General features: G+C 43.3%; 24 protein-coding genes. 8 read left to right on the top strand and 16 right to left on the bottom strand.

Going from position 1 to position 26,938, the window contains the following annotated elements:
• Nucleotides 1-69 precede the first annotated feature (69 nt).
• The 3 genes from ACFS6H_RS07340 to ACFS6H_RS07330 are packed head-to-tail and all read left to right on the top strand — an operon-like array spanning nt 70 to nt 3,025.
• Nucleotides 70-1,572 (top strand): APC family permease, encoded by a 1,503-nt coding sequence (locus ACFS6H_RS07340; protein ID WP_386096771.1) that lies wholly within the window; start codon nt 70-72, stop codon nt 1,570-1,572.
• 32 nt (nt 1,573-1,604) lie between these two features.
• Nucleotides 1,605-2,537: an isoaspartyl peptidase/L-asparaginase family protein gene (locus ACFS6H_RS07335; protein ID WP_386096769.1), complete on the top strand. Its 933-nt coding sequence runs from the start codon at nt 1,605-1,607 to the stop codon at nt 2,535-2,537.
• A gap of 20 nt (nt 2,538-2,557) precedes the next feature.
• The gene (locus ACFS6H_RS07330; protein WP_386096767.1) at nt 2,558-3,025 is read left to right on the top strand and encodes an OsmC family protein; all 468 of its coding nucleotides are present in this window, start codon (nt 2,558-2,560) and stop codon (nt 3,023-3,025) included.
• Between the two features lie 212 nt (nt 3,026-3,237).
• On the opposite strand, the gene ACFS6H_RS07325 is transcribed toward ACFS6H_RS07330, so the two are convergent.
• From ACFS6H_RS07325 to ACFS6H_RS07315, 3 genes are read right to left on the bottom strand one after another with little or no spacing between them, the layout of a single operon-like run.
• Entirely contained in the window at nt 3,238-4,539 is a 1,302-nt protein-coding gene (locus ACFS6H_RS07325) for a radical SAM protein (RefSeq protein WP_386096765.1), read from the bottom strand.
• 25 nt (nt 4,540-4,564) lie between these two features.
• On the bottom strand, nt 4,565-5,131 hold the full coding sequence (locus tag ACFS6H_RS07320; RefSeq protein WP_386096763.1) for a hypothetical protein: 567 nt from the start codon (nt 5,129-5,131) through the stop codon (nt 4,565-4,567).
• A 39-nt stretch (nt 5,132-5,170) separates the two neighbouring features.
• Complete coding sequence (locus ACFS6H_RS07315) at nt 5,171-6,214, bottom strand: agmatinase family protein (protein ID WP_386096761.1); 1,044 nt, start codon at nt 6,212-6,214, stop codon at nt 5,171-5,173.
• A 349-nt stretch (nt 6,215-6,563) separates the two neighbouring features.
• Between ACFS6H_RS07315 and ACFS6H_RS07310 the strand changes: the two genes are divergently transcribed.
• Complete coding sequence (locus tag ACFS6H_RS07310; protein ID WP_386096759.1) at nt 6,564-7,232, top strand: methyltransferase domain-containing protein; 669 nt, start codon at nt 6,564-6,566, stop codon at nt 7,230-7,232.
• 41 nt (nt 7,233-7,273) lie between these two features.
• On the opposite strand, the gene ACFS6H_RS07305 is transcribed toward ACFS6H_RS07310, so the two are convergent.
• From ACFS6H_RS07305 to bshB1, 5 genes are all read right to left on the bottom strand, one after another.
• The gene (locus tag ACFS6H_RS07305; RefSeq protein ID WP_386096757.1) at nt 7,274-8,392 is read right to left on the bottom strand and encodes an agmatine deiminase family protein; all 1,119 of its coding nucleotides are present in this window, start codon (nt 8,390-8,392) and stop codon (nt 7,274-7,276) included.
• An 18-nt stretch (nt 8,393-8,410) separates the two neighbouring features.
• Nucleotides 8,411-8,764: a four helix bundle protein gene (locus tag ACFS6H_RS07300; protein ID WP_386096755.1), complete on the bottom strand. Its 354-nt coding sequence runs from the start codon at nt 8,762-8,764 to the stop codon at nt 8,411-8,413.
• 137 nt (nt 8,765-8,901) lie between these two features.
• Entirely contained in the window at nt 8,902-9,777 is an 876-nt protein-coding gene (locus ACFS6H_RS07295; RefSeq protein WP_386096753.1) for a carbon-nitrogen hydrolase, read from the bottom strand.
• 248 nt (nt 9,778-10,025) lie between these two features.
• Nucleotides 10,026-11,090: a fatty acid desaturase family protein gene (locus ACFS6H_RS07290; protein WP_386096751.1), complete on the bottom strand. Its 1,065-nt coding sequence runs from the start codon at nt 11,088-11,090 to the stop codon at nt 10,026-10,028.
• Between the two features lie 145 nt (nt 11,091-11,235).
• A complete protein-coding gene (gene bshB1, locus ACFS6H_RS07285) occupies nt 11,236-11,976 on the bottom strand; it encodes a bacillithiol biosynthesis deacetylase BshB1 (RefSeq protein ID WP_386096749.1) in 741 nt (246 codons plus the stop codon).
• 293 nt (nt 11,977-12,269) lie between these two features.
• Here bshB1 and ACFS6H_RS07280 point away from each other — a divergent pair, with 293 nt between their 5' ends.
• Complete coding sequence (locus ACFS6H_RS07280) at nt 12,270-12,512, top strand: hypothetical protein (RefSeq protein ID WP_386096747.1); 243 nt, start codon at nt 12,270-12,272, stop codon at nt 12,510-12,512.
• Between the two features lie 32 nt (nt 12,513-12,544).
• On the opposite strand, the gene ACFS6H_RS07275 is transcribed toward ACFS6H_RS07280, so the two are convergent.
• The 5 genes from ACFS6H_RS07275 to ACFS6H_RS07255 all read right to left on the bottom strand — a co-directional run bounded on the left by ACFS6H_RS07275 (nt 12,545) and on the right by ACFS6H_RS07255 (nt 19,729).
• Entirely contained in the window at nt 12,545-13,873 is a 1,329-nt protein-coding gene (locus tag ACFS6H_RS07275) for a S41 family peptidase (RefSeq protein ID WP_386096745.1), read from the bottom strand.
• A gap of 188 nt (nt 13,874-14,061) precedes the next feature.
• On the bottom strand, nt 14,062-14,787 hold the full coding sequence (locus ACFS6H_RS07270; RefSeq protein WP_386096743.1) for a DUF4294 domain-containing protein: 726 nt from the start codon (nt 14,785-14,787) through the stop codon (nt 14,062-14,064).
• Nucleotides 14,788-14,872: 85 nt separating this feature from the next.
• Nucleotides 14,873-17,509 (bottom strand): cytochrome c biogenesis protein CcsA, encoded by a 2,637-nt coding sequence (gene ccsA, locus ACFS6H_RS07265; protein WP_386096741.1) that lies wholly within the window; start codon nt 17,507-17,509, stop codon nt 14,873-14,875.
• Nucleotides 17,510-17,515: 6 nt separating this feature from the next.
• Complete coding sequence (locus tag ACFS6H_RS07260; RefSeq protein WP_386096739.1) at nt 17,516-17,995, bottom strand: cytochrome c maturation protein CcmE domain-containing protein; 480 nt, start codon at nt 17,993-17,995, stop codon at nt 17,516-17,518.
• Between the two features lie 369 nt (nt 17,996-18,364).
• Nucleotides 18,365-19,729 (bottom strand): DUF6055 domain-containing protein, encoded by a 1,365-nt coding sequence (locus ACFS6H_RS07255; RefSeq protein WP_386096737.1) that lies wholly within the window; start codon nt 19,727-19,729, stop codon nt 18,365-18,367.
• A gap of 155 nt (nt 19,730-19,884) precedes the next feature.
• Between ACFS6H_RS07255 and ACFS6H_RS07250 the strand changes: the two genes are divergently transcribed.
• The gene (locus ACFS6H_RS07250) at nt 19,885-21,096 is read left to right on the top strand and encodes an acyl-CoA dehydrogenase family protein (protein ID WP_449343075.1); all 1,212 of its coding nucleotides are present in this window, start codon (nt 19,885-19,887) and stop codon (nt 21,094-21,096) included.
• A gap of 107 nt (nt 21,097-21,203) precedes the next feature.
• Complete coding sequence (locus ACFS6H_RS07245) at nt 21,204-21,800, top strand: DUF502 domain-containing protein (RefSeq protein WP_386096735.1); 597 nt, start codon at nt 21,204-21,206, stop codon at nt 21,798-21,800.
• 197 nt (nt 21,801-21,997) lie between these two features.
• Here ACFS6H_RS07245 and prfA read toward each other — a convergent pair whose 3' ends face one another.
• Nucleotides 21,998-23,062: a peptide chain release factor 1 gene (gene prfA / locus ACFS6H_RS07240; RefSeq protein WP_386096733.1), complete on the bottom strand. Its 1,065-nt coding sequence runs from the start codon at nt 23,060-23,062 to the stop codon at nt 21,998-22,000.
• Nucleotides 23,063-23,200: 138 nt separating this feature from the next.
• On the opposite strand from prfA, the gene ACFS6H_RS07235 reads away from it, so the two are divergent.
• On the top strand, nt 23,201-24,370 hold the full coding sequence (locus tag ACFS6H_RS07235) for an amidohydrolase family protein (protein WP_386096731.1): 1,170 nt from the start codon (nt 23,201-23,203) through the stop codon (nt 24,368-24,370).
• A 111-nt stretch (nt 24,371-24,481) separates the two neighbouring features.
• Here ACFS6H_RS07235 and ACFS6H_RS07230 read toward each other — a convergent pair whose 3' ends face one another.
• On the bottom strand, nt 24,482-25,144 hold the full coding sequence (locus ACFS6H_RS07230) for a YggS family pyridoxal phosphate-dependent enzyme (RefSeq protein ID WP_386096729.1): 663 nt from the start codon (nt 25,142-25,144) through the stop codon (nt 24,482-24,484).
• Between the two features lie 152 nt (nt 25,145-25,296).
• Nucleotides 25,297-26,880, bottom strand: a complete 1,584-nt coding sequence (locus ACFS6H_RS07225; protein WP_386096727.1) for a M60 family metallopeptidase — start codon at nt 26,878-26,880, stop codon at nt 25,297-25,299.
• Nucleotides 26,881-26,938: the final 58 nt, after the last annotated feature.

Below are 26,938 nucleotides of genomic sequence, written 5' to 3'. Positions count from 1 at the left end.
CTCATTCTCCATCTATAATTCCTATCTCTCAAAAATACTCCTTATCTTGACGGCTAAACAAAAACTGCTATGGCCCAGGAACAAGGTTTAAAACCTACGATGAGCTTAATGGACGGCACTATGATCGTTGCCGGATCAATGATAGGCTCGGGAATATTTATTGTAAGCGCCGATATGGCCAGGAGCGTTGGCTCAGGCGGCTGGCTGATCCTGTTATGGGTGATCACCGGCTTAATGACCGTGTTTGCGGCAGTGAGCTACGGCGAGCTTTCCTCTATGTTTCCCAAAGCCGGGGGACAGTATGTTTTTTTAAAAGAAGCCTATAATCCCCTCACAGGCTTTTTATATGGCTGGAGTTTTTTCTCGGTAATCCAAACAGGTACCATTGCCGCCGTTGGTGTGGCTTTCAGTAAATTTGCCGGTTATTTTATCCCGGCACTTACCATGTCCGATGAAAATATTATTCTTGAACTGGGCAGCTGGTTCAAACTATATCCCGCCCAATTGGTATCCATTGCACTGGTCATATTTTTAACCTGGATAAACACCCGCGGTGTTAAAGAAGGTAAAACCATACAAAAAGTTTTTACACTCATTAAGCTGTTCTCTTTATTCGGTTTAATTGTATTTGGCTTTTTACTGGCTGCCAAGGGTAGTATATGGGAGGCTAACTGGGCATCCGGTTTCTCCTTTTCATCCACCAGTGCAGTAGTGGAAGATGGTAAACAGGTGGGCTGGTCCTTTTTCACTTCACCGGTTTCCACCATGGTAACCATTGGTATTATTGCATCAGCCATGGTAGGCTCGGTATTCAGCAGTGTTGCCTGGGAAAATGTAACCTTTATTGCCAGCGAAATAAAAAACCCTAAACGCAATGTAGGTCTTAGCCTGTTTTTAGGCACTTTGATCGTTACCATTATTTATATACTCACCAACCTCATGTACATGGCGGTATTACCGGTAACCCCGGCTATTGCCGAAGGCCCCATACCCTACCCTGCTGATGGTACTATTACCAACAGCATTGCCTTTGCCGCAGAAGACAGGGTTGGCACTGCTGCTTCCACCGCTATCTTTGGCAGTGCAGGCACGGTGGTTATCGCCATCACTATTATGATCTCCACTTTTGGTTGTAATAACGGTTTAATATTGACCGGCGCCCGCGTGTACTACACCATGGCCAAGGATAAACTGTTTTTACAGAAAGCAGCTATACTCAATAAAAACAATGTACCGGGCTGGGCCTTATGGGCACAATGTATCTGGGCCAGTATTTTATGTTTAAGTGGTAAATATGGTTTGTTGCTGGACTATGTGGTGTTCATCACTTTATTATTTTACATTTTAACCATTGTAGGTATTTTCAGGTTACGTCAGTCACGCCCCGATGCGGAAAGGCCTTACAAGGCTTTTGGCTATCCGTTTATACCCATTATTTATATTTTACTGGCAGGTACAATGGCTGTGGGGTTACTATATGCCAAACCAGAGACCTCCTTGGCAGGCCTGGCTATTGTAGCAATAGGTGTACCTGTATACTTTTTAAGCAGAAAAAAATCGCAGGAAGGCTAATGCCCGCCGGCGATAAATAAAAACAATTGCGCATGAATAAAATTGCCATAGCTATCCATGGCGGTGCAGGCACCATATTAAAAACCGACCTAACACCCGAATTAGAACAAACCTATACCAGCGGCCTGCAGGCGGCGCTGGATAGTGGTTATCATGCGTTACAAAAAGGGCAATCGGCTATCGAGGCGGTATTGGCAGCCGTAATAAGCCTGGAGGACAATCCCCTGTTCAATGCCGGCAAAGGATCGGTATTTACCAAACAGGGTAAACATGAAATGGACGCTGCTATTATGGATGGCAGTAATTTACAGGCAGGAGCCGTTGCCGCCATACAGCAAATAAAAAATCCCATACAGCTTGCGCTTGATGTAATGCGCCATACCGAACACGTAATGCTCAGCGGCCAGGGTGCACTGGACTTTGCCGCTACCCGTGGTTATACTTTGGAGCCGGATACCTATTTTTTTTCACAACAGCGGTACAACCAATGGCAGCAGGTACAACATACCGATACCACTGCCCTGGATCATAATATACCGGTAAAAGATAAAAAATTCGGTACCGTAGGCGCCGTTGCAGTAGACAGCCAGGGTAATGTAGCCGCGGCTACCAGCACCGGTGGTATGACCAATAAACAATTTGGCCGCATTGGTGACAGTCCCATTATAGGCTGTGGTACCTATGCCAATAACCATACCTGCGCTATCAGTTGTACCGGCCATGGCGAGTTATTTATACGTGCCGTTACAGCTTACGATGTCAGTTGCCTGATGGAATACAAAGGCCTGAGCTTACAGGAAGCCATGCATATAGTGGTACAGGATAAACTGGTAAAAATAGGCGGCGAAGGTGGCATGATTGGTGTGGATAGTAAAGGCAATACGGCGTTGCTGTTTAACAGCGAAGGCATGTACCGCGGCGTACGGGATAATACAGGTATCAATGAAGTGAATATTTATAAGTAAGCATCCTTTAATTTTTAGTTATGCAAAAAGAACATCAGTACCAACTTACCATTACCTGGACCGGCAATACCGGCAGCGGTACTTTTGACTACCGTTCCTACGAAAGGGCCCATACAATTAAAGCCGATAACAAGCCGGTTATACAGGCTTCCTCTGACACGGCTTTCCGTGGCGACAGTACCAAGTACAACCCGGAAGAATTATTGCTCGCTTCTATATCCGGTTGCCATATGTTATGGTTCTTACACCTCTGTGCACAGCATGAAATTGTGGTGATCGATTATACAGATAAGCCAACCGGCGTAATGGTTGAAAACCCTGATGGCAGCGGTCATTTTAAGGAAGTAGTATTACATCCCGTGGTAAAAGTAAGTGAGGCAGGAATGATTGATAAGACAGTGGCCCTCCATGAAAAAGCCCATCAGCTTTGTTTTATTGCCAACTCCCTCAACTTCCCGGTAAAACATGATCCGGCGTGTAGTGTTTAAGGTTTAAGGTTTAAGGTTTAAGGTTTAAGGTTTAAGGTTTAAGGTTTAAGGTTTAAGGTTTAAGGTTTAAGGTTTAAGGTTTATAAAAAAGAGAGAACCGCACAACAATGAATGCTGCACGGTTCTCTCTTTTTATTTTATAATGGTCACAGTAACTATTCACCATTAACTCTTAACTATGAACCATTAACTATTAACTAATAACTTTACTACTAATGATGCGCAAAGTCCAGGTCGTAATTACCCTTTATTCTCTCCATCGGCGGATTAAAGTAACCGTATTTTAAATGAGGGAATTCTTCTTTGATCAGCTCCTGCATTTGTTTAATGCCCATGCATTCACCCGTATCGCCTATATTTATTTTGCCCAGGTACCAGTCAGGGTCAATATTAAAATTACGCCACTGTATCATTTTTAAACCAGTGTCTTTGATCAGTTTTCTCAAAGCTTCATACTCCTCTACACTATCGGTCATACCCGGGAAAACAAAATAATTGATAGAGGTCCAGCCACCAAAACTGTTCACCACTTTCAGGCTTTCAATAATATCATCAAAATCGTAGTTATTGGGGCGGTAGTAAGGCATATACACTTCCCTGCGGGCGGAGTTGGTACTTACTCTTATAGAATCCAGGCCGGCCTCGCACAGTTTTCTTACGGCATCCGGTTTTGACCCGTTGGTATTGATATTGATGCTGCCCCTGGGTGTATGTTTTCTTATCTCAATAATAGCATCCCGCATGGTCTCCCACATTAACAGGGGCTCACCTTCGCAACCCTGTCCAAAACTTACAATCGGGTAAGGTGCGGATTGCAGGTGCGGAACAGTATACTCTACAATCTCTTCAGGAGTAGGCTTGAATTTTAACCTGTCCTGATTACTCACCACCTGTTCTTCATCGGGCTGTAAGGATATACAACCAACACAGTTGGCATTACAGGCTGGTGATACCGGTATCGGGCATTCCCATCTTTCTAAAAAATAATTCCGGGCAGCAGGACAATGGTAGGTCAAGGCACAGTTACCGGCCAAATGTTCTACCAAACGGTTATGCGGGTAGGCACTTACCAGTTTAGCAACCCCTTCCTGTATTTTCACCTGGTCATAACCATCACACTCCTGGCGTATATCCTGTTCAATACGGGTAGCGGGTACATAAAACTTATCATCCAGCCAACCTACTGCGGTATAACAAAACAAAGGAAGTATAGGTGCATCTTCTGCGGTTTCATACGCAGCTAAATAAAAACCGGTATGTGCCGGAGGTATAAAAGCCGCAACGGCCCAACCCTTTTCACATAAACGCATATCCCCTGTTTCCACATCAATGCCAATGCCCCTTCTTCCGGGTAATTCGTATAAGGAACCGCCTTCCGGTAATTCAATCCATTCATCTTCCGGAATGGGAATAGCATCCCAGCCGCTGCGGCCTACCACATACAGGGATGTGTCTTCAAAAATATTTCCCTTTCCGTCAGAATATAAAATGTATGGCGATTCCGATAAACTCATGCTGTATTACTTTAATGATACGGTATTATACCGCTGCCGAATTACCCGTTAAACGGGCATTACAAAACCGGTTAAACTCCGGCTCGTTTACAGGTTGCGTCTCTGTTATTTCGGCCTGTATTATTTTATTATTTTTAAAATCTATAGTTAACAAGCCGTCTTTTAAAACAACATTGTTCAACTCATTCCATTTTGCGGTGGTTGTTCCAAAAAAAGCGGGATATTGTACTCCTCCATCAATAACAGTCACTATTTGTTTCCTGATACTGATTGAATAAAAAACCTGGACCAGTAAACAAATAACCGCTGCCACCCAACTCTGCATCAATCCCCAGCAAACAGCGGCAAAAAACAGCCCTATCACATTTCTTTTATCATTGGCCTCTTTTACAGTGGCATATTGCCAGTAAGCCATCGCCAGGCCAAAAGTGGTGGCAGCCACACCAACAATAGCAAAAGTACGGGTAGTGCTGGTTGTTGCATAAATAGCTACTATAATAAATGCTGCAAAGTTTAAAATGAGCAACAGCACGGCCATCCTGTGATAATATAAAAGCTTTTCGTTTTTTAACGCCAGTTCAAAATGATTCATAATAAATAAGGTTCGTCCTTAAACTTACAACTTTATTTGTTAATTACTAACAACTGTCAGGTTGCAGAGTTTGTACAATACCCTTGCGCCTACATTGGCATTCCAGTCATTCTCCATATTCAATCCCACTTCACATAAATCAAATCCTATGATCTCCCTTCCGCTCTGTATCAGTTTTCTAAACAGGTAAAACACTTCTTCCAGCTCAAACCCGCCAGGTACCGGCGTGCCGGTATGCGGGCATAGTTTCCGGTCAAGCCCGTCAATATCAAAACTTATATATACTTTCTGGGGCAGTTTTTCAATGATCTCCTCTGCAATATGACGCCAGGTATCGCCTTCAAACTGGCGGTGTTTGATCTCCCTGTCAAAATAAGTAATTACCCTGTAGTTACTGTTTTGAATATAATCCCACTCATCACCGCCATAATCACGTACACCCACCTGTACCAGTCTCGATAACTGCGGCACTTCCTCCAACGCATTATACATAATGCTGGCATGCGAATAATTAAAGCCTTCATAAGCTTTACGCAGGTCACAATGTGCATCTATCTGTAATACACCAAAGTCACTGTGTTTCTCTGCCAGTGCTTTTAAATAACCCAGGGTTACACTATGGTCGCCACCAAGCAAACCTACCAGCTTGCCTTTTTCCAGTAAAGCCTTTGTCTGGTCGTATATCCACTGGTTAATGTATATACCACCTTCATTAATATCCTTAATGGTCTTACACATAAACTGGTTGGCACTTACTTCATCACCTTTGGATATATAATCAATATATAGTTCCGCTTCCTTGCGTAAATAATCACTCTTCATCAGCAACTTGCCATCAACCGGGCGCATATAAAAACCCTGTTTCCAGGCTTCCGGTGTTTCTGCATCATACAGGTCAACCTGCAGGGCAGCTTTAAAAATTGATTCCGGTGCACGTGCCGTACCCACACCATAACTTACCGTTACTTCCCAGGGCACAGGTAATATAACCAAACGGGCATCATCCTCGGTTGTAGGTAGTCCAAAAATGTTATTATTGGGATTACTAACGCTATTAGGGTCGTAATTGGAGAGATCCATCATGGTTGATAAAATTGAAAAAACGATGCAAGTTACAAGGATTTTACGGAAAGCTGACATTAAATCGGGGCTTATTCTGCTTTTATACCACCATAGCTGACAGTCAGCCAGTTACAGGCTAAAATGTGTATAAAAAAGAGCCGGGCTTATTATGCGGGCCGCTTGTATTGCGGGTATAATCTCCCGCAGTATTATTCACCTCATGCATATTATTTACCGCATAACATAACGGGCTGTACAAGCGCCGGGCTATTCGCTGCAATCTTTTGTTCGTGCCTCACAAAAGTATTTCCGCTGCTATCCCTGCCCGTAAACACACAATACCCTACTTTTGAAATTCAGTATCATCATTATGCCTTTAAAAAAAATTGCCAACAAATTTGTTATTGCTGCCGAATACATTGCCGGAGAATGGCGATCTATCTTTCAACCAAGCAGGTACCATATTAAACGGGGTTATACCCACCGGAAATCCGTTCCCCATTATGATGATACGGCCCTGACCGATGAATACCAGAAAGAAGTATATGAACTGGCACGGCTGTATGCAGATAAATACAACTATACAAACATCCTGGATATTGGCTGTGGCTCCGGTTATAAATTATTACACCAGTTCCCCGATAGTAATACCATTGGTGCTGAAGTAAAGCCTACCTATGATTTTCTCATTAAAACCTATCCGCACCGGAAATGGGCTGATATAATGCAACCGGGTAGCTTACCCGCACAAACCGACATCATCATTTGTGCCGATGTAATTGAACATATCGTTGATCCCGACCAGCTGATCAATACCATCAAGGCCATCGATTTTAAGCTACTGTTTATCAGCACACCTGAAAGAATTTTAACTACAGGTAAATATCATTATGGCCCGGCTTATAACGAATGTCATGTAAGGGAATGGAGTGCTGCTGAATTCCGTGCATATATTTCTGAGCACTTCAACGTGCTGAAACATTTTATCACTGATATAGAAAATGCTACACAGTTATTGATAGGTGAACCTAAACAATAACTGTGCAGCACCGGTTTATTACAAAACTTTATGAACGTATCCTATACCGCAGGCTCCTGCTGGCTCAGGCAGTGAAAACTACCCAGGCCCCAGATGATCTCTGTAGAGTCAATACCTACTACCTCGCGGTCGGGGAATGCTGTCTGAATGATCTGTAAAGCCTTATCATCCTTATCACAACGGTAAGTGGGTACAATAACCGATTTGTTGGCAATATAGAAGTTAGCATAGGAAGCCGGCAAGCGCTGGTCTTCCCAGATCACGGCATCCGGCATCGGCAATTCCACTATATTTAATTGCTTGCCGTTTAACAAACGCATTTGTTGCAACTGTTTCAGGTTATGCTGCAACAATTCATAATTCTCATCCTGTTTATTCTCTTCTATCACTGTCAGTACGGTGTCTTCATTTACAAAACGAACCGTATCGTCAATATGCCCGTCAGTATCATCACCTACAATACCCTCATCTACCCATAATATCTGCGATACACCATAATAATCCTGTAAATAGGTTTCTATTTCCTGCTGGTTCAGGTGCGGGTTACGGTTAGGGTTTAATAAACAGGCAGTAGAGGTTAGGATAGTTCCTGCTCCGTTAAACTCCACCGAGCCCCCTTCCATAACAATAGCTGGGTATACAACGGGTAACTTAAATGCTTCGCCAATACGGGTAGGTATATTATCATCCAGATCAAACGGTGGATATTTATTACCCCAGGCATTATAACCCCAGTCAACAATCATTTTTTTATGTAATGCCGTTGGGTTTATTAAAAAAGCCGGACCATGATCGCGACACCAGGCATCGTTGGTAGGATGAATAAAAAACTGTACTTTCTGCAGATCCACACCGGCTTTTACCAGGTGGGCTGTTGCTGCTGCCTGCATGGCTTCGTCCACCACATTTATTCTTACCAACTCACCCCGCGTCAGCTCTTTTACAAACTGGGCATAATAAGGATAAATAGCCTCCAGCTTATCGGGCCAGCTGGCTTCTTTATGGGGCCAGCTTAACCAGGTAGCTTCATGCGGTGCCCATTCGGCCGGGAAAAAATATCCCAGGTCTTTTGGCTTTTGGCCGGGAGCAAGAAAGTTAGCGGGTCCGGAAGACGGGAAGTCGGAAAGACCGGAAGAAAAGTATTTGTTATTGAAAATCATTTTTTGTTTGTTAGGTTTTTATTTTAACGATGCCTTCAGCCCGTTAATCATAAGTAGTATCTCTTCGCAAGCTTTATAAATTCTATTAAAATCGTCCTCTTTAATAATGTTTTGTTTTTTTGCAAGCCATAAACACCCCACCACTTCAATGTTAGATCGTAATGCTATACCAAGGAATCTTTTGAACTCAGGATTTGTCTGTCCGGTTGAACCTTCTGCAATATTTAGCGAAACAGAATCAGCAGCACGTTGAATCTGGTTGGATAACACAAACCTTTCTTCCACCGGAAAAGTCCTGGTTAATGAATAAACAATTTCTGAAAGATCAATTGCTTTTTGCCAAACAATTAACTTTTCAAACTTAAAAGCCATAGTGACTTTATTTGGTAATTAAATCATAGTGTTAGCATGCTACCTCTTCCACACTGATCTCTATCCTCCCCACTTCAGCCTTTCCGTCTTCCTGACTTTCGGACTTCCCGTCTTTCCAACTTCCTCTCTTCCCTCCCCTAATCCTCATCAATATACCTTTTCGTAATCGGCTGGTAAGAGTCAATACGCCTGTCGCGCAGGAAAGGCCAGTGTGTACGGTATTTATCGGTAAGTGCCAGGTCAAGCTCCTCCACATGCACTTCTTCTTCTTCATGTGATGCTTTGTAAATAATAGCGCCAAACGGATTGGCAATAAAAGAACCGCCCCAGAATTTCATGGCGCCATCCTGCTCAAAACCCACACGGTTTACGCTTACCACGTGTAAGCCATTGGCTACCGAGTGACTGCGCTGGATGGTCTGCCAGGCATTGTATTGCTCGGTATTGGTGGTATCGTCCTGGCTGGTAGCCCAACCGATGGCTGTAGGATAGAATAAGATCTCCGCACCCATTAAAGCCGTGATCCTTGATGCCTCAGGGTACCATTGATCCCAGCAAATGAGGATACCGATAGTAGCGAATTTTGTTTTAAATACTTTATAACCCAGGTCACCGGGTGTGAAATAGAATTTTTCGTAGTAAGCCGGGTCATCCGGGATATGCATCTTGCGGTATTTGCCCAGGTAAGTACCATCAGCATCCAATACAGCAGTGGTATTATGGTATAAACCTTCCGTTCTTTTTTCAAACAGGGAAGCAATGATCACCACACCCAGCTCTTTCGCCACTGCACTTAACGCATCGGTAGAAGCACCGGGAATAGCTTCCGCCAGTTTAAAGTTGTCATAATCTTCCACATCACAGAAGTATAAAGAAGTAAACAGCTCCTGCAGGCAAACGATCTGCGCACCTTTGGCAGCAGCCTCCCTTATTTTAACAATTGCCTTTTGCAGGTTTTCTTCCTTATCAGCAGTACAACTCATCTGTACCGTACCAACTTTAACTTTTGCCATATTTTCGCTATTTGAGGTGCAAAAATACTAACAATTTAAATAGTGATGGTTGCTTTTAACAATTAGCTAATGCAGGGAATGGTTCAAATGTTCAAGGGTTCAGGGTTCAAGAAATTCTAACAGTTAATAAGGTGGTGAATTGTGAATAGTGAATTGTCAACTGTCCATTGTCAACTGTCCATTACTTACAGGGTATAAAAAAAGGTCCTGCATCTGCAGAACCTTCCATATCTGAAAAATTTTATGGATTATTTCCTACTCATTTGTTTTAAGAAAGCAACATGCGATGCAACGGCATAACGTACTTTAGGGTATTCGATGTACTGTATACCGTAATCCTGGCAAGCTTTTTTAATGATCTTGCTGATGGCAGGATAGTGAATATGCGAAATTTTGGGGAACAAATGGTGCTCTACCTGGAAGTTCAAACCACCTACAAACCAGCTAACCAGTCTGTTATTGGTAGCAAAGTTAGCCGTCGTTTTTAACTGGTGAATAGCCCACTCATCTTCCATTTTACCCGCCTCATCAGGCATGGGAAAATGTGTATGTTCTACTGTATGTGCCAGCTGGAATACAATGCTTAATACAAAACCCGCAGTTAAGCCCATTACCAGGAAGCCTATTAACCAGGCTATCGGGCCTACAAAAATGATCGGTAGTACCACGAAAATAACAGCATGACAGGCTTTGTAGAACCAGAAGAAAAAGTGCTCGGAAAACGTTAATCGTTTAATAGGCATTTCCCCGATCTTGAGTGAGAAGTATTTTTTATAGTCAGTAACAAATACCCACCAGATATACAATAAGGAATAAGCTGCCCAGAAATAGTAGTGCTGGTATTTGTGTATTTTATAATGGTCCTGCTCATCGCATAAACGTAATAAGGGCCTGGCCTCAATATCATCATCCACCCCATGAATATTGGTATAGGTATGGTGAATTACATTGTGCTTGGTACGCCACATATGCTGGCTGGCACCTAAAAAGTTGGCAACATTCGAGGCTGCCTGGTTTACCCATTTGTACTTGCTGAAGCTGCCATGAGCACCGTCATGCATCACATTAAAGCCCAGTGCGGCAATCGTTAAACCCATCGCTATGCTTTCCAGGATAGCCCAGATAGCTGCCGGCGTAAAGAAAACCAGGTGAATATATAAGGCTATAAATGTTAACAGTAAGATGGCTGCCTTAAAGAATAACTGGGAATTACCTGTCATTGATTTTCCTTTCTGCTGAAAGTATTCACCAATCCGGTTTTTCAGTTCATTGTGAAAGGATACTTTTATTTTAGGAAAGCGTGGATTTGTCATGTAGTTGCATTAAACTTTTACTAATGAACAAAAATACTAAATAAAACCGATGTAAAATATTCAAAAAGAAGGTTTTATTTACGCCAGCCAATTAATGACAGTAATTTAACAATTGCCCCCAATACAAACCTTTGTTCAATGAAACCTAGGTTTCACGTAATACCAAGGCATCCAGGCTTTTAATACCGATTTTCTTCTCCGATAAAAATCCTTCGGCATATTTTACCCCGATCCTTTTTCCCAGCATCCGGGCCCTGGCCACGATACTTTCAATAAAATCGGGAGTGGAAATATAGGTTTGCTGACCACTTTCACTGTCGGCAGCACTGGTATGAAACTGGGTGCCGTAAGCCTGTATGGCCTGCATTTTCTGTTCAAATACATCGCTGATATCCAGTAAAATATCCGGCTCATGGTACCAGTCCTGTATGTATTGCAGGAAATATTTGGGCCGCCATTTTTCCTGCTCATTACCGGCCTCATCGGTGGTAACAATTTTAGACAAGCCCGATAAAAAGAAAGCATCACTGATCAGGTGTCCTGCACGGCCATGATCGGGGTGGCGGTCATTTAAAATATTACCCAGTACAATTTCGGGCCTGTATTTCCGGATGGCCTGTATCAGCTGCAGTTTATGGGCTTCGTCGTTAGTAAAAAAACCATCCCGCATTTTCAGGTTTTCACGGGCTACCACGCCCATGATCTTTGCTGCCTCGGCCGCCTCGGTATAACGCGTTTCAGCCGTTCCGCGGGTACCCAGTTCGCCCTGGGTCAGGTCCACAATAGCTACTGTTTTGCCATTCTTTATTTCATTAATGATAGTGCCCGCACAACCCAGTTCAATATCATCCGGGTGTACGCCTATAGCCAGTATATCTACTTTCATACAGTTGTTTGTTTTGTAAAGATAATCGGTTCAGGAAATATAGGATCTAGGATTTAAAGATGTAAGATTTAGGATTTATTGAGCGGCAGATAAATGTTAAACGCTTTCCGTTTCCCAACTTTCTGACATCCCGACTATTCAATTCTCCGGCTTTCCGACTTCCCAACTCTCTGTCTTTCTAACTTTCCCCTTTATTACACTTAACATTTTCTTTTGTTTGCGCGGGCAAACCTTTTTTCTATTTTTTACTTCTTGGTAATGCGCTAATTTTATAACATCCTAATGGTACAACTATGAATAAATATATTTTCCTGCTGTTTTTCATGGGTTTATCTGTAGCTACTACGGTAAATGCCCAGCAGAACGAGACCATAAAAAAAGCCATTGAAAACCCTAAAGCAAAAGAGGATGCTGCCAGGGCAGACGCAAAACTGATTGATAATAAAAAATTGACAGGGGCGGACACGACCACTGTACCCCAAAAGCATAAGAAAAAATGCTGGTTCCGTAAAAAAGCAAAAACCCCGTCCAGCTAATAGAACGGGGTTTTATTTTATAACAAATGTTTTTAAAACCTTTGAGGATTGATCATCCCTTTAAAGGAATGATCCAGCTTTTTATTTGCGTTCACTACCTGCGGTATTTCGGTAAATGGCTCTTCAACAGTTCTTACCCTGAACGAGCCGGTTCCAATGTATTTTAAAGCACTGGCTAAACATAATTCATCCACATCCCCAAGCTCTTTGGTAAGCCCATCCAACACCTGATTGCTCAAAGCAAAACCATCAAAATAATTGCCTTCGTTATTTTTGTTCACTGTCCTGCTGGATACAGGGAATATATAATCGGTTCCTACCGGTATAGGGAAATATCCCACAGGTTTCCCGTATGTTTTGGAAGGGCCAATAATATGTACATTACTGATATAAGGCTTCAGGTTATTGATCAATAATTCACTGGCTGATGCTGTTGAGTTACTCACAATGAAAAATATCCGGGAAAGATTCAACGTACCCTTTTTAGAAAAATTAACGGAACTGTTATACCGGGAGTAATTGTTATTATATTTTGTCGCCATCATCAACCCTCCGTTAGCACTGTTAGGTGCTAAATAATTGGCCAGTACCTGTTGAAAGTAAACATACCCGCCGCCGTTATACCGCAGATCAATTATCACATCGTCAACATTCTCAGCAGTAAACCTGTTAATTATCCTGGCATAACCATCAACGGTTTGCGCACTATCTCCCAGGAAACTGTTATACACCATATAACCTACTTTCTTTGCGCCCACAGTATATACCGAATCAAGGTACAAGGGTTTACTATTATAAGAAGCTGCATTCAAGGTAATATCCACGGAAGCGCCATCCGGTTTCAGAAAAGTAAAACTGGCAGTGTTGCTGCCATAGATAGCCGTCTGTAATTCAGAAGCTCTTGAAGTATTGATATCCGTAATACCATTTACTTTCGTAAAACGCCAGCCCCTTTTAATACCGGCCATTCCTGCCGGTGAATTGGGCTCTACCAGTCTTACCCGCAAATCATTCATGGTATAGAAGAAGGCGTTTAAACCAAAATCCTTGGCTATACCGCCACTTACATCGTCCCATTCGGCCTGATCCACCGCAAAACTCCAGCGATCCACCGGTGTGCTGAAACCCGGCTCATTACTATAAGCCCTAATCGCTTTCATAATGGCATCGGGACTGCTGTAATTCCTGGCATTGAAAGATGCCGGTATTTTATCGTACCATAAATAAATGTCCCGTGCATATGCAATCGTGGTATCTTTTATTTTATCCGACTCACTGGTATTCGAATCCTTATTCTTTTTACACGCTGTTACCGTAACTACCATTAAAGCTATCAGTAACAGGTTCCTGTATGTTTTCATAATTAACTGTACTTATTTTTTATAAAACGTTATAATCCTAAAATTATTCTATGTTCCTGATATTCGGAAATCTGTGGAAAAACAATTTGACCATAAAATAGTTGATACGGAGAAAGCCAGGGATGTCCATGTCTTTATACTAAATACTACTATCTGAATACTATTATCTGAATACTAACCTCTCAACACTAATTCCCCTTCCGGAAAGCATTGTTATACCAGTTACCATCAATCTCTTTTACGTAACTTTCTATCTGCCTGTCAAAGGAGTCGCCGGCCACATCATATTTCTGTTTCAGGTTGCCGCCAAAGAAGAAAGCCACGGTCTGGTACATGGTGGCATTTAAACCGCCTTTGAACTCTTTAATAATTTCGTAGCAGTTATTACCCGTCTGGCGGTTGATGAGCTTCATTAATACTTTACCCTGGTAAACGGAGAGGTTGGACAAAGGGTCGGCAAATTTTTTCTTTAATTCTTTCTCCCTCGATTTTATATAGGCCTTACGCTCTTTCTTGCTGCTGATGGTAGCCAGCTTGGCATTCATTTCATTAATGGTATACCCGGCCGTACGGGCATAGGGATAAGTTACATATACGGCATTCCGCAGGCGTGTCCACTCGGCAATCTTTCTTTGCAGTTGCCGGTCCGACATTTTTGATACCCATACATTTTCTTCCTCCCTGTAGGATAACATCTCAAAAGAATCAACGGAAGTTCCGTACCAGATAGCACTTACCAGGATGGTATCGTTGGGGCCCCATTTTTTTTGCCGCTCCTCAAAAGAAGGAATAGGCGGAATAACCTGCTGCGGAGGCGGTCCCATTACAGGGGGAATATCCTGCGCCGACAGCCTGCTGCTGCATAACAGGATAGCCAGCATGAAATAAAAACGATATGTAATTAACAGGCGCAAAGTTGTAATGATAGGTCAAATTACATTAATGTTGACAAACTTACAACTATAAACGTTGTACCAAATTGTTAAAACCCGTTACCGGTTATTCCACCTTCTTCAGTTTGTTACGCCTGTTCTGTCCAATGCGGTAAAACATACTGATAAACAGGCCGATAGCGGTAACAATAATACCTGCCCATAAAATATTGATAAAAGGGAATTTATAGGCCTTCAGGGTGATCCAGTCCAGTACTGAATTGGACTCCTTCATGGCAATGGTAGCCTTACCGTTTTGCCAGTTACGCAGTTCCATTACCAGGCTTTCGGCCATCAGAGTATCCTGGTTACTGCGTACATTGCCCCGGGCATCCTTCAGCAATAACAGGTCGGTGGTATAGCGGCTGCCGGTCTGGGCATGAATATTTAAAGTAGCGAGTATGGCGCTGTCCTCCTTGGCTGCTTTAGCCAGGGGCAGGTTATCGGCGGCCACAACATTCTCAATTAAAATATAGCCCTTGGAGTAAAAAATAGTATCGCCAATGCCACGTACATAATCTACAAACCGGGCAGTATCCTTATTCTTCTCCGGGTCGGCCATGGCTGATATATAGGTAAACACATCATGGGTTAAATAATGCCGGGAAGATGGGTTGGACATTAACCCCTCATTATTTTTATAGTTGATGAAGGAGTTGGGCGTTAACCTGAACTCCTCCCCTGTTGCTTTATTCTTAAAATCAACCTTGAAAAAAGTCAATGGCTTTTTAGGATGTACTGAATCGCCCATAAAGGTTACATCATACCCGCCCATCTGCATCGGCACGCCTTTTACCAGGGTCAGGTTCTCACCCGATTTCTGGGTGCTGTCCTTGCCAAAATCAATATGTATACCACTGGTATTATAAGATAGTATCTCTTTTTTACCCGATGATAATAAAATGCCTAATAACACCATACCAAAACCTACGTGTGCTATACTACCCCCGCTCATCTTCATATTGCCCTTAATGCCCACCCATATATAAGCGGCATTGGCGACAATGGCATATATACTGGCAGCTACGGCTATCCATATCTGCACCAAAAAGCCCATGCCTTCTTTAATATAGTTGATGTTGCCAAAAGCCAACACCAGCGTGGCAAAAACAGCGGCAATCAAAGTTGGGATCCCCAGTTTTTTTAACAGGAAGGCCCGGGGAGTATGTTTATACTTCAGGTACTGTGACACTGCTGTTAATACTGCAATTACCACGGCTACCAGTACATGTATCTGGTTATATAAAAACTCTACATTTTCAGGCTGTGCCTGGTTCAGTTTAAACAGCGAATTAAACACCGGTAAAGAAGTGATCACCGTAATAACCAGTGCCGATAAAAAGAATACCAGCGAGCCGATAAACATCCAGAACTCCCTGGACGAAACATCCTCTTCTTTTTTAACCGTAGGTACCTGTTTATTAATATACACTACCATGGTTATCACACCCGCTAAAATGGCGAACATGGGTAAACCCGGTACTGACAGGTAATAGGAGGCAATGCCTAAAACAGCCCCGGCCAGGCCGATGAGTACCTTCTCATTAAAGGTTTTCGCCGCAGCAACAGGCGCCAGCCATATAAACACGTAAATACATAAAAACAATTGCACGTTCAGGCCGGTATCGGTAAACGCATGCACCGATGTTTCACCCAGTATACCACTCTTGGTTAAGAAAGTAGAATACCATACAAAAATGAAACCGAGCAGGAAGAAAATATAAGTAGCACGTAACGAGTAACCGCTGTGTTTATAGATCAGTAAGGTATGCAGGCCTGCTACCAGTATCAGCCAGGGCACCAGGGAGGCATTCTCTACCGGGTCCCAGGCCCAGTAACCGCCAAAGTTCAATGACTCATAAGCCCAGGCGGCGCCCATCATAATACCAATACCAAATATCGCTACCGAAAATAAGGTCCAGGGTAAGGAAGCATTGATCCACTGATCGTTCTTCTTTAACCATAAGCCGCTTAAAGCAAAGGCAAAAGGCAGTAAAGTACTGGCAAAACCCAGGAACAGTACCGGCGGGTGTATCACCATCCAGTAGTTCTGTAAAAGGGGGTTCAGGTCATTACCGTCTTTAATGGACAGCATAAAATCCGACTTCAAAGGCTGGGTAACATCAAAGTTGATATGCAGGGCGGGTGCATTGTCCAGCACGCCGCTGTCTCTTAATAAAATAAATGGATTGATACCGATACGGTACCCGAAAATATAAATGCCCAGTACCATTGCAGCTAATAATACCTGGGTAAAACTGATAACGGTCATTACCGGTGCTTCCCAGTCCTTACCCCTGCGCATGATAACCAAACCCAGTACCGCATGCCAGAAAGTCCACAACAGGGTACTACCCTCCTGTCCTTCCCAGATACAGGCCAGCAGGTATTTTACTTCCAGCGAACGGCTGCTGTGTTTCCACACGTAGTGGTATTCAAACATATGGTTGAATACCATGTAAAACAACAAGCCGAATATGGTAACAATGGATAAAAACTGCGTGATAAAGGCATAACGGGCCAGCTTTTTCCAGGCTGTTGACTCAGGATTGGCAAAAGCCAATACACCGCCCTGGCCTTTTAACTGCGCTGTTCGTACCGACATAAAGTAGGACAGCGTAGCCACTATAGATGCAACAAATGATAATACGATCAATAAATGCCCTACCTGGCCGGGAAGCAAGTTTTCGCCTATATAATCCATGATATATTATTTAGCAACCGCTATAGATACCAGGGCATTGGTCGGTTGGTTTTGCGGTGCCTTGGTGCTGGATTGCGCTGGTTCAGTCGTTTTTTCGTCCTTATATTCCTGTCCCTCTTTGTATTTCGACGGACATTTGGTCTGTATTGTTTTACAAACAAATACACCCTTTTCAGCTTCGTATTGCCCCATTAAAACCAGTCTTTCACTTTTTTCAAAATTCTCCGGTTTAGGGTTGCTATATACTACTTTAACTTTATTTCCCAGCGTGTCTACCGCGGTAAAAACCAGGTGGTTAGGATTTTTTATGGCATCATATTCCATAGGCTCCGAAGCGTCCCAGCGGGCCATTAAGTGTACATATTTTCCGGGCTTGGACATAGCGGTATTTACGGAATCGTAGGTAGTTGTTTTCTGTAAAAAGGTTACTAAAAAAGCAATCGTTCCGGCTACCAGCACCAATAAAATAATATGTATTTTTTTCATGAGCCCCTGTTGTTTAATCGGTGGCAAAATTACGTCAAAAAACTGTCACGCCACGGTTCACTAACAACAATAGTTAGGTTTTGTTTAACAAAAACAAGAAATATTTTGGGGCTCTCAGCTGCAGTACCCTCATCGGCTTCAGTCCCCGCCTTCGGTAGTAGTGCAACGGGGCATTACCATGCGCCCTTCCGGGGCAGGAACTTTACGGGCGTTGCAGCTACTACTGCCAGTCGGGCAGCCTTTGGGCTTTAGGCATTGTGATGGTTAGTGAGACACGGGTCATGGTTCGTGTCTCACTAACCATTCTTACAAAAAAACCGCCCCTTGAAAGGGGCGGCGTAACCAAAAACTAACTACTTATAGAAAAAACTATTGTTGAGCGGGGTTCGCCAGGTCAGTCCCTTTAAATTTTACCTGGTAAGCCCATTGTTCATTATTTTCATCCTTGCCTGATACTTTCCAATGCTCCTTGGGAGCACCACTTACCACCAGCCATAAATACTGGGTATCCTTGGGTACTTTAAATGTGGCCTTACCCTCCGCTTTATGCTGCATTTTACCATATTCACGGCTGCCATCTTTTTTCACGGCTACAAAGCCATATCGCCACCCGGCTTTATCGGCTTTTATATTGCGGTAAGCCGTATCACCCACTATGCCTTTAAACGCAAGTTCTACCGTTCCGGGTTTGGCCGGTACCTGTAATTTAATACCATTATACCCGTAGTTCTGGGGGCAATTGGCAGCATCCACTTTATACCAGCCATCCTCCGCCGGCTTAAAATTAGTATGGTGCTGGTTTGCATATTTCGCTGCCACTTTTTCAATCCGGGGCATATCCCAGGTCATAAAGCGTTGGGCCGCGTCAAAAATTTCATCATTAAACTGTTCCTGGGTAATATTCGTAATGCGCTGGTAAGTCATTACCGGATCCTCCCCTTTTTTCACCTCACGCAGCATTTTGCCAAAAAACTCAATCCCATGTTTGTTCGACCAATATTCTATTACATACGGCGTATGGTACATATTGGTAGGGTGTAAAAAAGCATAGTGGTTCTTTTTCATAAAACTCACCAGGTGGTAGTTCTCAAAAGTCATCCACTCCGGGTAAACCTGCCATAATAAATACTGCGCCGACATTTCCATAATAGCGCCGCCAAAGCCGGTGCCATTATCATTGCTGGCTAAATATTGAAATGCATGTCCCAACTCATGGGCCAGGGCGCCATAAGGTGCTTTGCTCATGCGTACAGCCGGTGTCCATAATATACCTATCTTATTCTCGGCGCCGCCGCCAAACGCCGTCTGCTCCTCACCGCCAATCACATAAAAAAGAGTTTTATACTTATCCGTTAATGATTTTCCTTTCTGAACAATTTTAAGTTTGTTCACATAAAAATCGTAGAACCTTTCACATTCTTTCAGGGCCTCATGTACATCAAAACGTTTGGCCACATTTTCATTCTTCATCGGATCATCGCCAAACTCTTTTGCCCAGAAAATAACAATATTCTCGCCCTCTACTTTACGTTTATGACTGTACTCACTGGTATCGCTGTCGTAGTTATTATTATCCGGCACCCGCCAAACTTTTGCCGGCAGGTATACTTCTTTACCCGGTTTTAATACCGTTCCTTTGTTAATCAATATACTATCATTGCCCATGGCAGCGGTTAAGGGCAACAGGGCACAAAACAGGAGTAAGAAAAACAGGGGACTTTTGTTATAACGCATAATGGCAGTTTGGATAAAAGACCCAATAAAATTATGCAACTATCCCGGGCTGAGTATAACCGATATTAATGAGGTGTTGCAGTATTTTGACCAGGATGAATAAAAGTCAGGGGTATTTAAATTTCTGAATAGCAGCCATCGGAAATCTTGTTTTAATGTACAAATTCTCAAATGTTCCGCTATCTTTGGCAGCACAACAAACAATCGTACGTATGTTATTTCAACTGAGTGAAGAGCAGCAAATGATCCAGCAGGCAGCCCGTGACTTTGCCAAAAACGAGTGCCTGCCCGGTGTAATTGAGCGGGATGAACAACAAAAATTCCCTTATGACCAGGTAATGAAGCTCGCCGATCTTGGTTTTATGGGCATGATGGTATCACCGGAATATGGTGGCGCCGGGCTGGATACCGTAAGTTATGTACTGGCCATGGAAGAGATTTCAAAAATTGATGCCAGTGTAAGCGTATGTATGAGTGTGAACAACAGCCTGGTTTGTTACGGATTGCAGCAATACGGTACTGAAGAACAAAAACAAAAATACCTGGTGCCTTTGGCTCAGGGCAAAAAAGACGGCAAATTATATATCGGTGCTTTTATGTTAAGTGAGCCCGAAGCCGGCAGCGATGCCACTTCGCAACGTACTATTGCCGAAGATATGGGCGATCATTATTTATTAAATGGTACCAAAAACTGGATCACTAATGGCAGCACCGCCTCCGCCTACCTGGTAATGGCACAAACTGATGCCAGCAAAGGCAGTAAAGGCATTAATTGTCTGATCGTAGAAAAAGACTGGCCGGGTGTAACCATTGCCGCAAAAGAAAACAAACTGGGTATCCGCGGCAGCGATACCACAACGGTAATGTTCACCGATGTAAAAGTGCCCAAAGAGAACCGTATCGGCGAAGATGGTTTCGGATTTAAATTCGCCATGAAAACCCTGGCCGGCGGCCGTATCGGCATTGCTTCACAGGCCCTGGGTATTGCCAGCGGCTCCTACGAGCTGGCAAAAGAATATGCCAAAACCCGTAAAGCATTTGGAACTGAAATTATGAACCACCAGGCCATTGCCTTTAAACTGGCCGATATGGCCACCAAGGTAGAAGCCGCCCGTTTATTATGTTTAAAAGCTGCCTGGGAAAAGGACAACCATATGGATTATACCCTCAGCTCCTCCATGGCTAAAGTATATGCATCGGAAACGGCCATGTGGAACAGTGTGGAAGCCGTACAGATACATGGCGGTTATGGTTATGTAAAAGAATACCATGTGGAACGCCTGATGCGTGACGCTAAAATTACCCAGATATATGAAGGTACCAGCGAAGTACAGCGCATTGTGATCAGCCGGTCCATCTTGAAATAATTACACATGAGAAAACCCCCATCCCTTGTGACAATTGTTGCAAGGGATTTTTTATGTCTGCTCCCTTTGCCTATACTTCAGTAATTTAGCAATTGAAATCTACCATTATGGCTTCACAAAAAACACCGGATACTCCTTTCAAAAAAATACTCCGTTTTTTTATACAGGGGTTGCTTATTTTGGCCCCCATCGGTATTACCGTATATGCTTTGTACTGGTTGTTTGAGCTGGTAGATGGTATTTTACGTCCGGTGTTTGGTGTTCCGGGTATCGGCTTCATTGTTATTGTGGCCTTTGTCATCTTTGTAGGCTGGATCAGCAGCAATTTTTTAATGGGCAGCATCATTAATTTTTTTGATCACTGGCTTGAGCGTACACCCGGCATCAAGTTTATTTATACTTCAATTAAAGATTTCTTTGAAGCTTTTGCCGGCGATAAAAAAAAGTTCACCAAAGCGGTACTCGCCAATGTATTTGCCAATGATGTATGGATCGTTGGTTTTTTAACCGATGAGGAAATGCAGAAGTTTGAATTTGGCGCCGATAAAGTAGCCGTATACGTACCACAGGCTTATAACTTTGCAGGACAGTTATACATTTTACCCAGGGAAAAGGTAAAACATATAGAACATATCAGTTCCGGCGATGCCATGAAATATGCGGTAACGGGTGGTGTGGTAGAGATGGAAGAGAAGGAGAGCTAATTTGATAATTAGACAATTAGATAATTTGGTAATGGTACCTTATCCGGCACATAGATAATTGTTATCAACCTTATGCTTACATTTTCCACTACACAAAAACTTATCTGCGAAAATCTGCGGTGCATCTTTTCTGCGCCATCTGCGGGAATAAACCTGTAAAGGTATTAACGGTGAACTACCTCTTTTAAAAACCCATCCTATTCCGCCTTAGTCAGTTTTTCTGCATTCTCTGCAAACTGTAAAGCATCTAAAAAGTCCTGGATACCGCCGTTCATTACAGCATCTAAATTATAAGACGTAAAGTTGATCCGGTGATCGGTTACACGTCCCTGCGGATAGTTATAGGTCCTGATTTTGGCACTGCGGTCACCGGTACTCACCAGGCTTTTACGGTGTCTTGCTATTTCATCCTCCTGCTTACGTACCTGCTCTTCATATAATTTGGTACGCAACATCTGCATGGCCTTTTCCCGGTTACCTAATTGCGACCGTTCCGTCTGGCAAATAACCACGGTGCCGGTCGGTATATGCGTTAACATTACTTTCGTTTCCACCTTGTTTACGTTCTGTCCACCCGCACCACCGCTTCGTGCGGTTTCCATTTTTACATCGGCCGGATTTAATTCAAAATCCACTTCTTCCGCTTCGGGCATTACCGCCACCGTTGCGGCCGATGTATGTACACGTCCCTGTGTTTCGGTAGCAGGCACCCGCTGTACACGGTGTACCCCGCTTTCAAATTTTAAAACGCCATACACATCATCCCCCGTAACTTCCAACTGGGCTTCCTTATAACCTCCCGCCGTACCCTCACTTTCGCTTAATAAAGCTATCTTCCAGCCACGTCCTTCGCAATAGCGCATATACATACGTAACAGGTCGCCGGCAAATAAACTGGCTTCATCACCACCGGTTCCGGCACGTATCTCTAAAATAGCATTCTTATCATCCTGGGGATCCTTGGGTATCAGCAACTGGCGTATCGCTTCTTCCTGCCTGGTCTTGTTCTCTTCCAAAGCAGGTAATTCCATTTTTGCCAGCTCCTTCATCTCTTCATCATTCCCCTGTAATCCTTCCTGGTAAAATTCAATATCGCTTAATAAGGTCTTGTAATCTTTATAGGCATTCACAATCTTTTCCAGGCTGCGGTATTCCTTACTGGTTTCGGCAAATTTTTTATTATTAGCCACAATCTCTGGGTTGGTCAAGGCAACTCCCAACTGGTCAAACCTGGCCTGTATGGCTTCTAACTTATCTAACATATACTTTGCTTTTTATAAAACCCCGGTGATAACCTCCTTAAAAGTAAGCCTGTTTTAGCAGTACCTTTACGGCAACAAAATGAATACTGTTGCCGGCTATCCAAAGATTTTCGGGCTGCAAAGGTAAATATTTTAATTATGGCTTTCAGAAAATTAAGGGCAGATATATTATTTACGGGCAAGGAATTGTTATACAATCATGTATTACTGATCAGCGAGGAGGGTATAATAGAAGATATCCTGCCTTTTCCGGACGGGATGGAGGGTATAGAGACCTTTACCGGTATCTTATCTCCCGGCTTTATCAACTGCCATTGCCACCTGGAACTTAGTCATTTAAAAGGCGCCATCCCGGAACATACAGGGCTCACCGATTTTATTTATGCCATCCTTACGCGGCGGAACAGCCAGGTACATACCATTGACCAGGCCATTGCCCTGGCCGAACAGGAGATGCTGGATAACGGCATTGTAGCGGTCGGAGATATCTGTAATACTCCCCTAACCTTGCCGCAGAAGCAAAAACAACAATTATACTATCATCATTTTATCGAGGTAACGGGCTTTAATCCCGCTATTGCGGAACAGCGTTTTATACAATCGCAGCAGTTATACCAACAGTTCAGGCAGTTAACAGAGAAAACGGGCGGCCATGTATCCATGGTACCCCATGCTCCCTATTCCGTTTCCCCGGAGCTCTGGACATTATTACAGCAGTTTTCCGGTTCACAACTGCAAACCATCCATAACCAGGAAACCGCGGCCGAAGATGAATGGTTTAAACATAAAACCGGTGGCTTCAAAGCCTTTTATGATAAGGTAAATATGCCGGCAGATCATTTTACACCTACCGGTAAAAGCAGCCTGCAAAGTTATTACCACCGCTTTAATTCAAAACAACCGGTAATACTGGTTCATGATGTACACACAACAACAGCGGATGTACACTATATGCAGCAACTGGACCAGGAACAACAACGTAACAGCTGGATATGTTTATGCCCCAACGCCAACCAGTATATCAGCAATACCCTGCCCGATATACCCATGCTGATAGAAAATAATTGTAAACTGGTACTGGGCACTGATAGCCTGGCCTCTAATCACCAGTTGAATATTGCTGCAGAGATCAGGACCATTCAGGCCTTTTACCCGCAAATACCTTTAGTACAACTACTGCAATGGGCCACTTTAAATGGCGCCGAAGCGTTACAGATCAGTCATCAATACGGAAGTTTTGAAAAAGGTAAACAACCCGGCGTAATACTATGCAGCAGTGACCTGCAGTCCGTCAAAAGAATAATATAGAAAGAAGTTAAAAAATCAGGAAGACAGAAAGTTGGGAAGTTAGAAGGTATGAGTAGCTTTTACCTGTACCAGTAAATCATAAATCCTACAATCTTAAATCATAATTATACTTTACCCTCTTCTTCCAAACAGCAGGCTACCGATACGCACCATATTACTTCCCTCTTCTATCGCCATGGTATAATCGCCACTCATGCCCATGGACAGGGTTTCTGCCTGGAGTTGAGGCAAACGGTATTCCTTCAGCTGATCGAATAGTTTTTTAAGCATCCGGAATTCTTTGCGTACGATCTTTTCGTCATCCGAAAAGCTGGCCATGCCCATTAAGCCTTTTATATGCACCTGTTGGAGGTCTTCTGTTTTTTCAAGTAAGGCATGCAGTTCCTCTTCATTTAAACCGAACTTGGTTTCCTCCTGCGCTATATGTACCTGCAGTAAACAGTTGATCACGCGGTGGTTTTTAATGGCCTGTTTATTTATTTCCTTCAGCAGGTTATAGCTATCCACCCCATGTATCAGGTGTACAAAGGGGGCAATATATTTTACTTTATTACGCTGTAAATGCCCGATAAAATGCCAGTTGATATCAACAGGTAACTGCTCCTGTTTTTCTACCAGTTCCTGTACATAGTTTTCTCCAAAATCCCGCTGCCCCAGGTCGTATAATGCCTGTATATCGCTTGCAGGTTTAATTTTTGATACGGCAACCAGGGTAACATTATGCGCTGCTAATTCGTCCTGTATACGTTGGTATTGTTCTGTATTTACAGCCATGGCTTGGTTTTAATCGGCCCCAAAATTAAAAGCTTACAAAATTAAAACGTGTAACAGGTATGTAATGTTATGTTAACTACTTGCCGGGAAATAAAAAGAGCAGGCTGCTACGCAACCTGCTCCCGGAAATGGTGGCTCGTATGAACGATTTATTAATCTTCCAAAGTAGTCAGGTCAACTTTAGGTTTGGGTAAATTCATGGCTTTAATAGCGGCACGGCATTCATCAGCCATGGCCTGGGTGAGTTCATATTTATAATTACCATAATCTCCGAACTCAAAATTGCCTACGTGAAAGAAACCGTATTTGTCAAAAAACTCGGTCAGGTCAACCTTACTCACCTCGCAAACGGTTTTTACAAAATTTAACTGGTAGGTAGCCGGGTTACGACCGCGGGCTCCCCAGCCACCGCTGCGGGTATTAGCGCCATTGACTTTTCTTTCGGCTTCACCCTGCTTTCTGAAAGCTTCAAACAAATCAGGATAAAAGTCTTTATATCCACCGGTGCCTGCAAAGTATAACTGTAACTGCCAGAACGGTACCAGGCGGTTGAACACATCATTATCCTGTAAATAACAGATCTTACGGGCAATGATACTGTCGCGGGCTTTCTGGTAATTCTTTTGTTCAGATATACGGCTCTTATTACCGAAAGAGGTAGTACCATAAACGGCAAAAATATTATTGCTCACTTCACCTAATCCGCCCCAGTTCAAAAACGGACGTAACTGGTGCACATGTCCCACTTCATGACTAAAGCCCCAGCAGGGGTCTCCTTTAATTACACGGGAGGGATCCACCACCAGCGGCATGGCATTACCGGGGTTAACACCCATATAGGCCACCCCATCGCCGTCACGGAACATATAGTAGTTAAAATTCACCCTCGACAGAATATGGTTCTCCGGTACTTTATTGTATTTCACCAGGCCCAGGATAATATGCTGCAGGCGGATCAAAGAGTCGTAATTGTTGATCAGTTCAACCCCTCTTCCGTAAGCATATTTTTTACAATCTGCCGCAGGATATACCACCTGTACATGTTTACCCTTCGCATCAATAATCGGGTAAACCGCATTGTCAATTAACTTATTCCAGTCGGCATCGGTATGTTTGGTAATATCAAAATAGCCATTCACGGCCGCTGCCGGAAAATGTACTTCGATCTCTTTTTCTTTTGCCGGCTCATCGGAAAAATAATCGATATAGGCCAGGCCGCCTTTGTTTTTTACATCAATAATATTCACCCCGTTTTGCAGTACAAAATCCTGCTTTTTAATGCCCCAGCCTGCCGGGTCTTTATCCGGTTTGATGCCTTCCGGGGCACGCCTGTCCCAATTAGGCACAACCAGTTTTATTTCTTTACCGGCAGCAATATTATTCACCAATACCAGGTGCCTGCCTTCCGGCAAATAAATACCGGTCATGTTTTCATACTTGCTGTACCCGTCACCGATCATCAGTTCCTTACCCAGCGTAGTAGGTGTTAACCAGGCTTTATACTTTGCCATGCGGTACTGAGGGGCATATTGTTTACCCAAAAGCTGTGTGGCTACCTGGCGCAGTTGCGGGTCTTTGATCTTTGCCAGGTCTTTTTGTTTGGTTTTCTTTTTCAGCGAAACCGCCATGGGCGTTTCAAAATAACTGAGATCTTGCTGTACAGCTGCCGCATCCTGTGCTGTAAGCACCGTGTTAAAAACAGCAAGCAGTAATAAAGCGGATACTAATTTTTTCATGCAGGCTTTTAAAGTTGTTTTTTAAATGGTAACAAATGGGTGTAATGGTTAGCCATTT

Source organism: Terrimonas rubra, assembly GCF_042686025.1.
GTDB classification, from domain to species: Bacteria; Bacteroidota; Bacteroidia; order Chitinophagales; family Chitinophagaceae; genus Terrimonas; species Terrimonas rubra.
The sequence above is the reverse complement of the archived record's forward strand: the minus strand, read 5'-3'. Positions and strand labels throughout refer to the sequence as shown.

What these genes read in the sequence shown, in the direction of transcription:
- ACFS6H_RS07300 (WP_386096755.1), bottom strand. Translation starts at nt 8,764, where the DNA reads ATGGCTTTTAAGTTTGAAAAGTTAATTGTTTGGCAAAAAGCAATTGAT.
- ACFS6H_RS07225 (WP_386096727.1), bottom strand. Translation starts at nt 26,880, where the DNA reads ATGAAAAAATTAGTATCCGCTTTATTACTGCTTGCTGTTTTTAACACG.
- bshB1 (WP_386096749.1), bottom strand. Translation starts at nt 11,976, where the DNA reads ATGAAAGTAGATATACTGGCTATAGGCGTACACCCGGATGATATTGAA.
- ACFS6H_RS07305 (WP_386096757.1), bottom strand. Translation starts at nt 8,392, where the DNA reads ATGATTTTCAATAACAAATACTTTTCTTCCGGTCTTTCCGACTTCCCG.
- ACFS6H_RS07290 (WP_386096751.1), bottom strand. Translation starts at nt 11,090, where the DNA reads ATGACAAATCCACGCTTTCCTAAAATAAAAGTATCCTTTCACAATGAA.
- ACFS6H_RS07245 (WP_386096735.1), top strand. Translation starts at nt 21,204, where the DNA reads ATGGCTTCACAAAAAACACCGGATACTCCTTTCAAAAAAATACTCCGT.
- ACFS6H_RS07295 (WP_386096753.1), bottom strand. Translation starts at nt 9,777, where the DNA reads ATGGCAAAAGTTAAAGTTGGTACGGTACAGATGAGTTGTACTGCTGAT.
- ACFS6H_RS07310 (WP_386096759.1), top strand. Translation starts at nt 6,564, where the DNA reads ATGCCTTTAAAAAAAATTGCCAACAAATTTGTTATTGCTGCCGAATAC.
- ACFS6H_RS07340 (WP_386096771.1), top strand. Translation starts at nt 70, where the DNA reads ATGGCCCAGGAACAAGGTTTAAAACCTACGATGAGCTTAATGGACGGC.
- ACFS6H_RS07275 (WP_386096745.1), bottom strand. Translation starts at nt 13,873, where the DNA reads ATGAAAACATACAGGAACCTGTTACTGATAGCTTTAATGGTAGTTACG.
- ACFS6H_RS07335 (WP_386096769.1), top strand. Translation starts at nt 1,605, where the DNA reads ATGAATAAAATTGCCATAGCTATCCATGGCGGTGCAGGCACCATATTA.
- ACFS6H_RS07230 (WP_386096729.1), bottom strand. Translation starts at nt 25,144, where the DNA reads ATGGCTGTAAATACAGAACAATACCAACGTATACAGGACGAATTAGCA.
- ACFS6H_RS07260 (WP_386096739.1), bottom strand. Translation starts at nt 17,995, where the DNA reads ATGAAAAAAATACATATTATTTTATTGGTGCTGGTAGCCGGAACGATT.
- ACFS6H_RS07280 (WP_386096747.1), top strand. Translation starts at nt 12,270, where the DNA reads ATGAATAAATATATTTTCCTGCTGTTTTTCATGGGTTTATCTGTAGCT.
- ACFS6H_RS07255 (WP_386096737.1), bottom strand. Translation starts at nt 19,729, where the DNA reads ATGCGTTATAACAAAAGTCCCCTGTTTTTCTTACTCCTGTTTTGTGCC.
- ACFS6H_RS07330 (WP_386096767.1), top strand. Translation starts at nt 2,558, where the DNA reads ATGCAAAAAGAACATCAGTACCAACTTACCATTACCTGGACCGGCAAT.
- ccsA (WP_386096741.1), bottom strand. Translation starts at nt 17,509, where the DNA reads ATGGATTATATAGGCGAAAACTTGCTTCCCGGCCAGGTAGGGCATTTA.
- ACFS6H_RS07320 (WP_386096763.1), bottom strand. Translation starts at nt 5,131, where the DNA reads ATGAATCATTTTGAACTGGCGTTAAAAAACGAAAAGCTTTTATATTAT.
- ACFS6H_RS07325 (WP_386096765.1), bottom strand. Translation starts at nt 4,539, where the DNA reads ATGAGTTTATCGGAATCGCCATACATTTTATATTCTGACGGAAAGGGA.
- prfA (WP_386096733.1), bottom strand. Translation starts at nt 23,062, where the DNA reads ATGTTAGATAAGTTAGAAGCCATACAGGCCAGGTTTGACCAGTTGGGA.
- ACFS6H_RS07250 (WP_449343075.1), top strand. Translation starts at nt 19,885, where the DNA reads ATGTACAAATTCTCAAATGTTCCGCTATCTTTGGCAGCACAACAAACA.
- ACFS6H_RS07315 (WP_386096761.1), bottom strand. Translation starts at nt 6,214, where the DNA reads ATGATGGATCTCTCCAATTACGACCCTAATAGCGTTAGTAATCCCAAT.
- ACFS6H_RS07235 (WP_386096731.1), top strand. Translation starts at nt 23,201, where the DNA reads ATGGCTTTCAGAAAATTAAGGGCAGATATATTATTTACGGGCAAGGAA.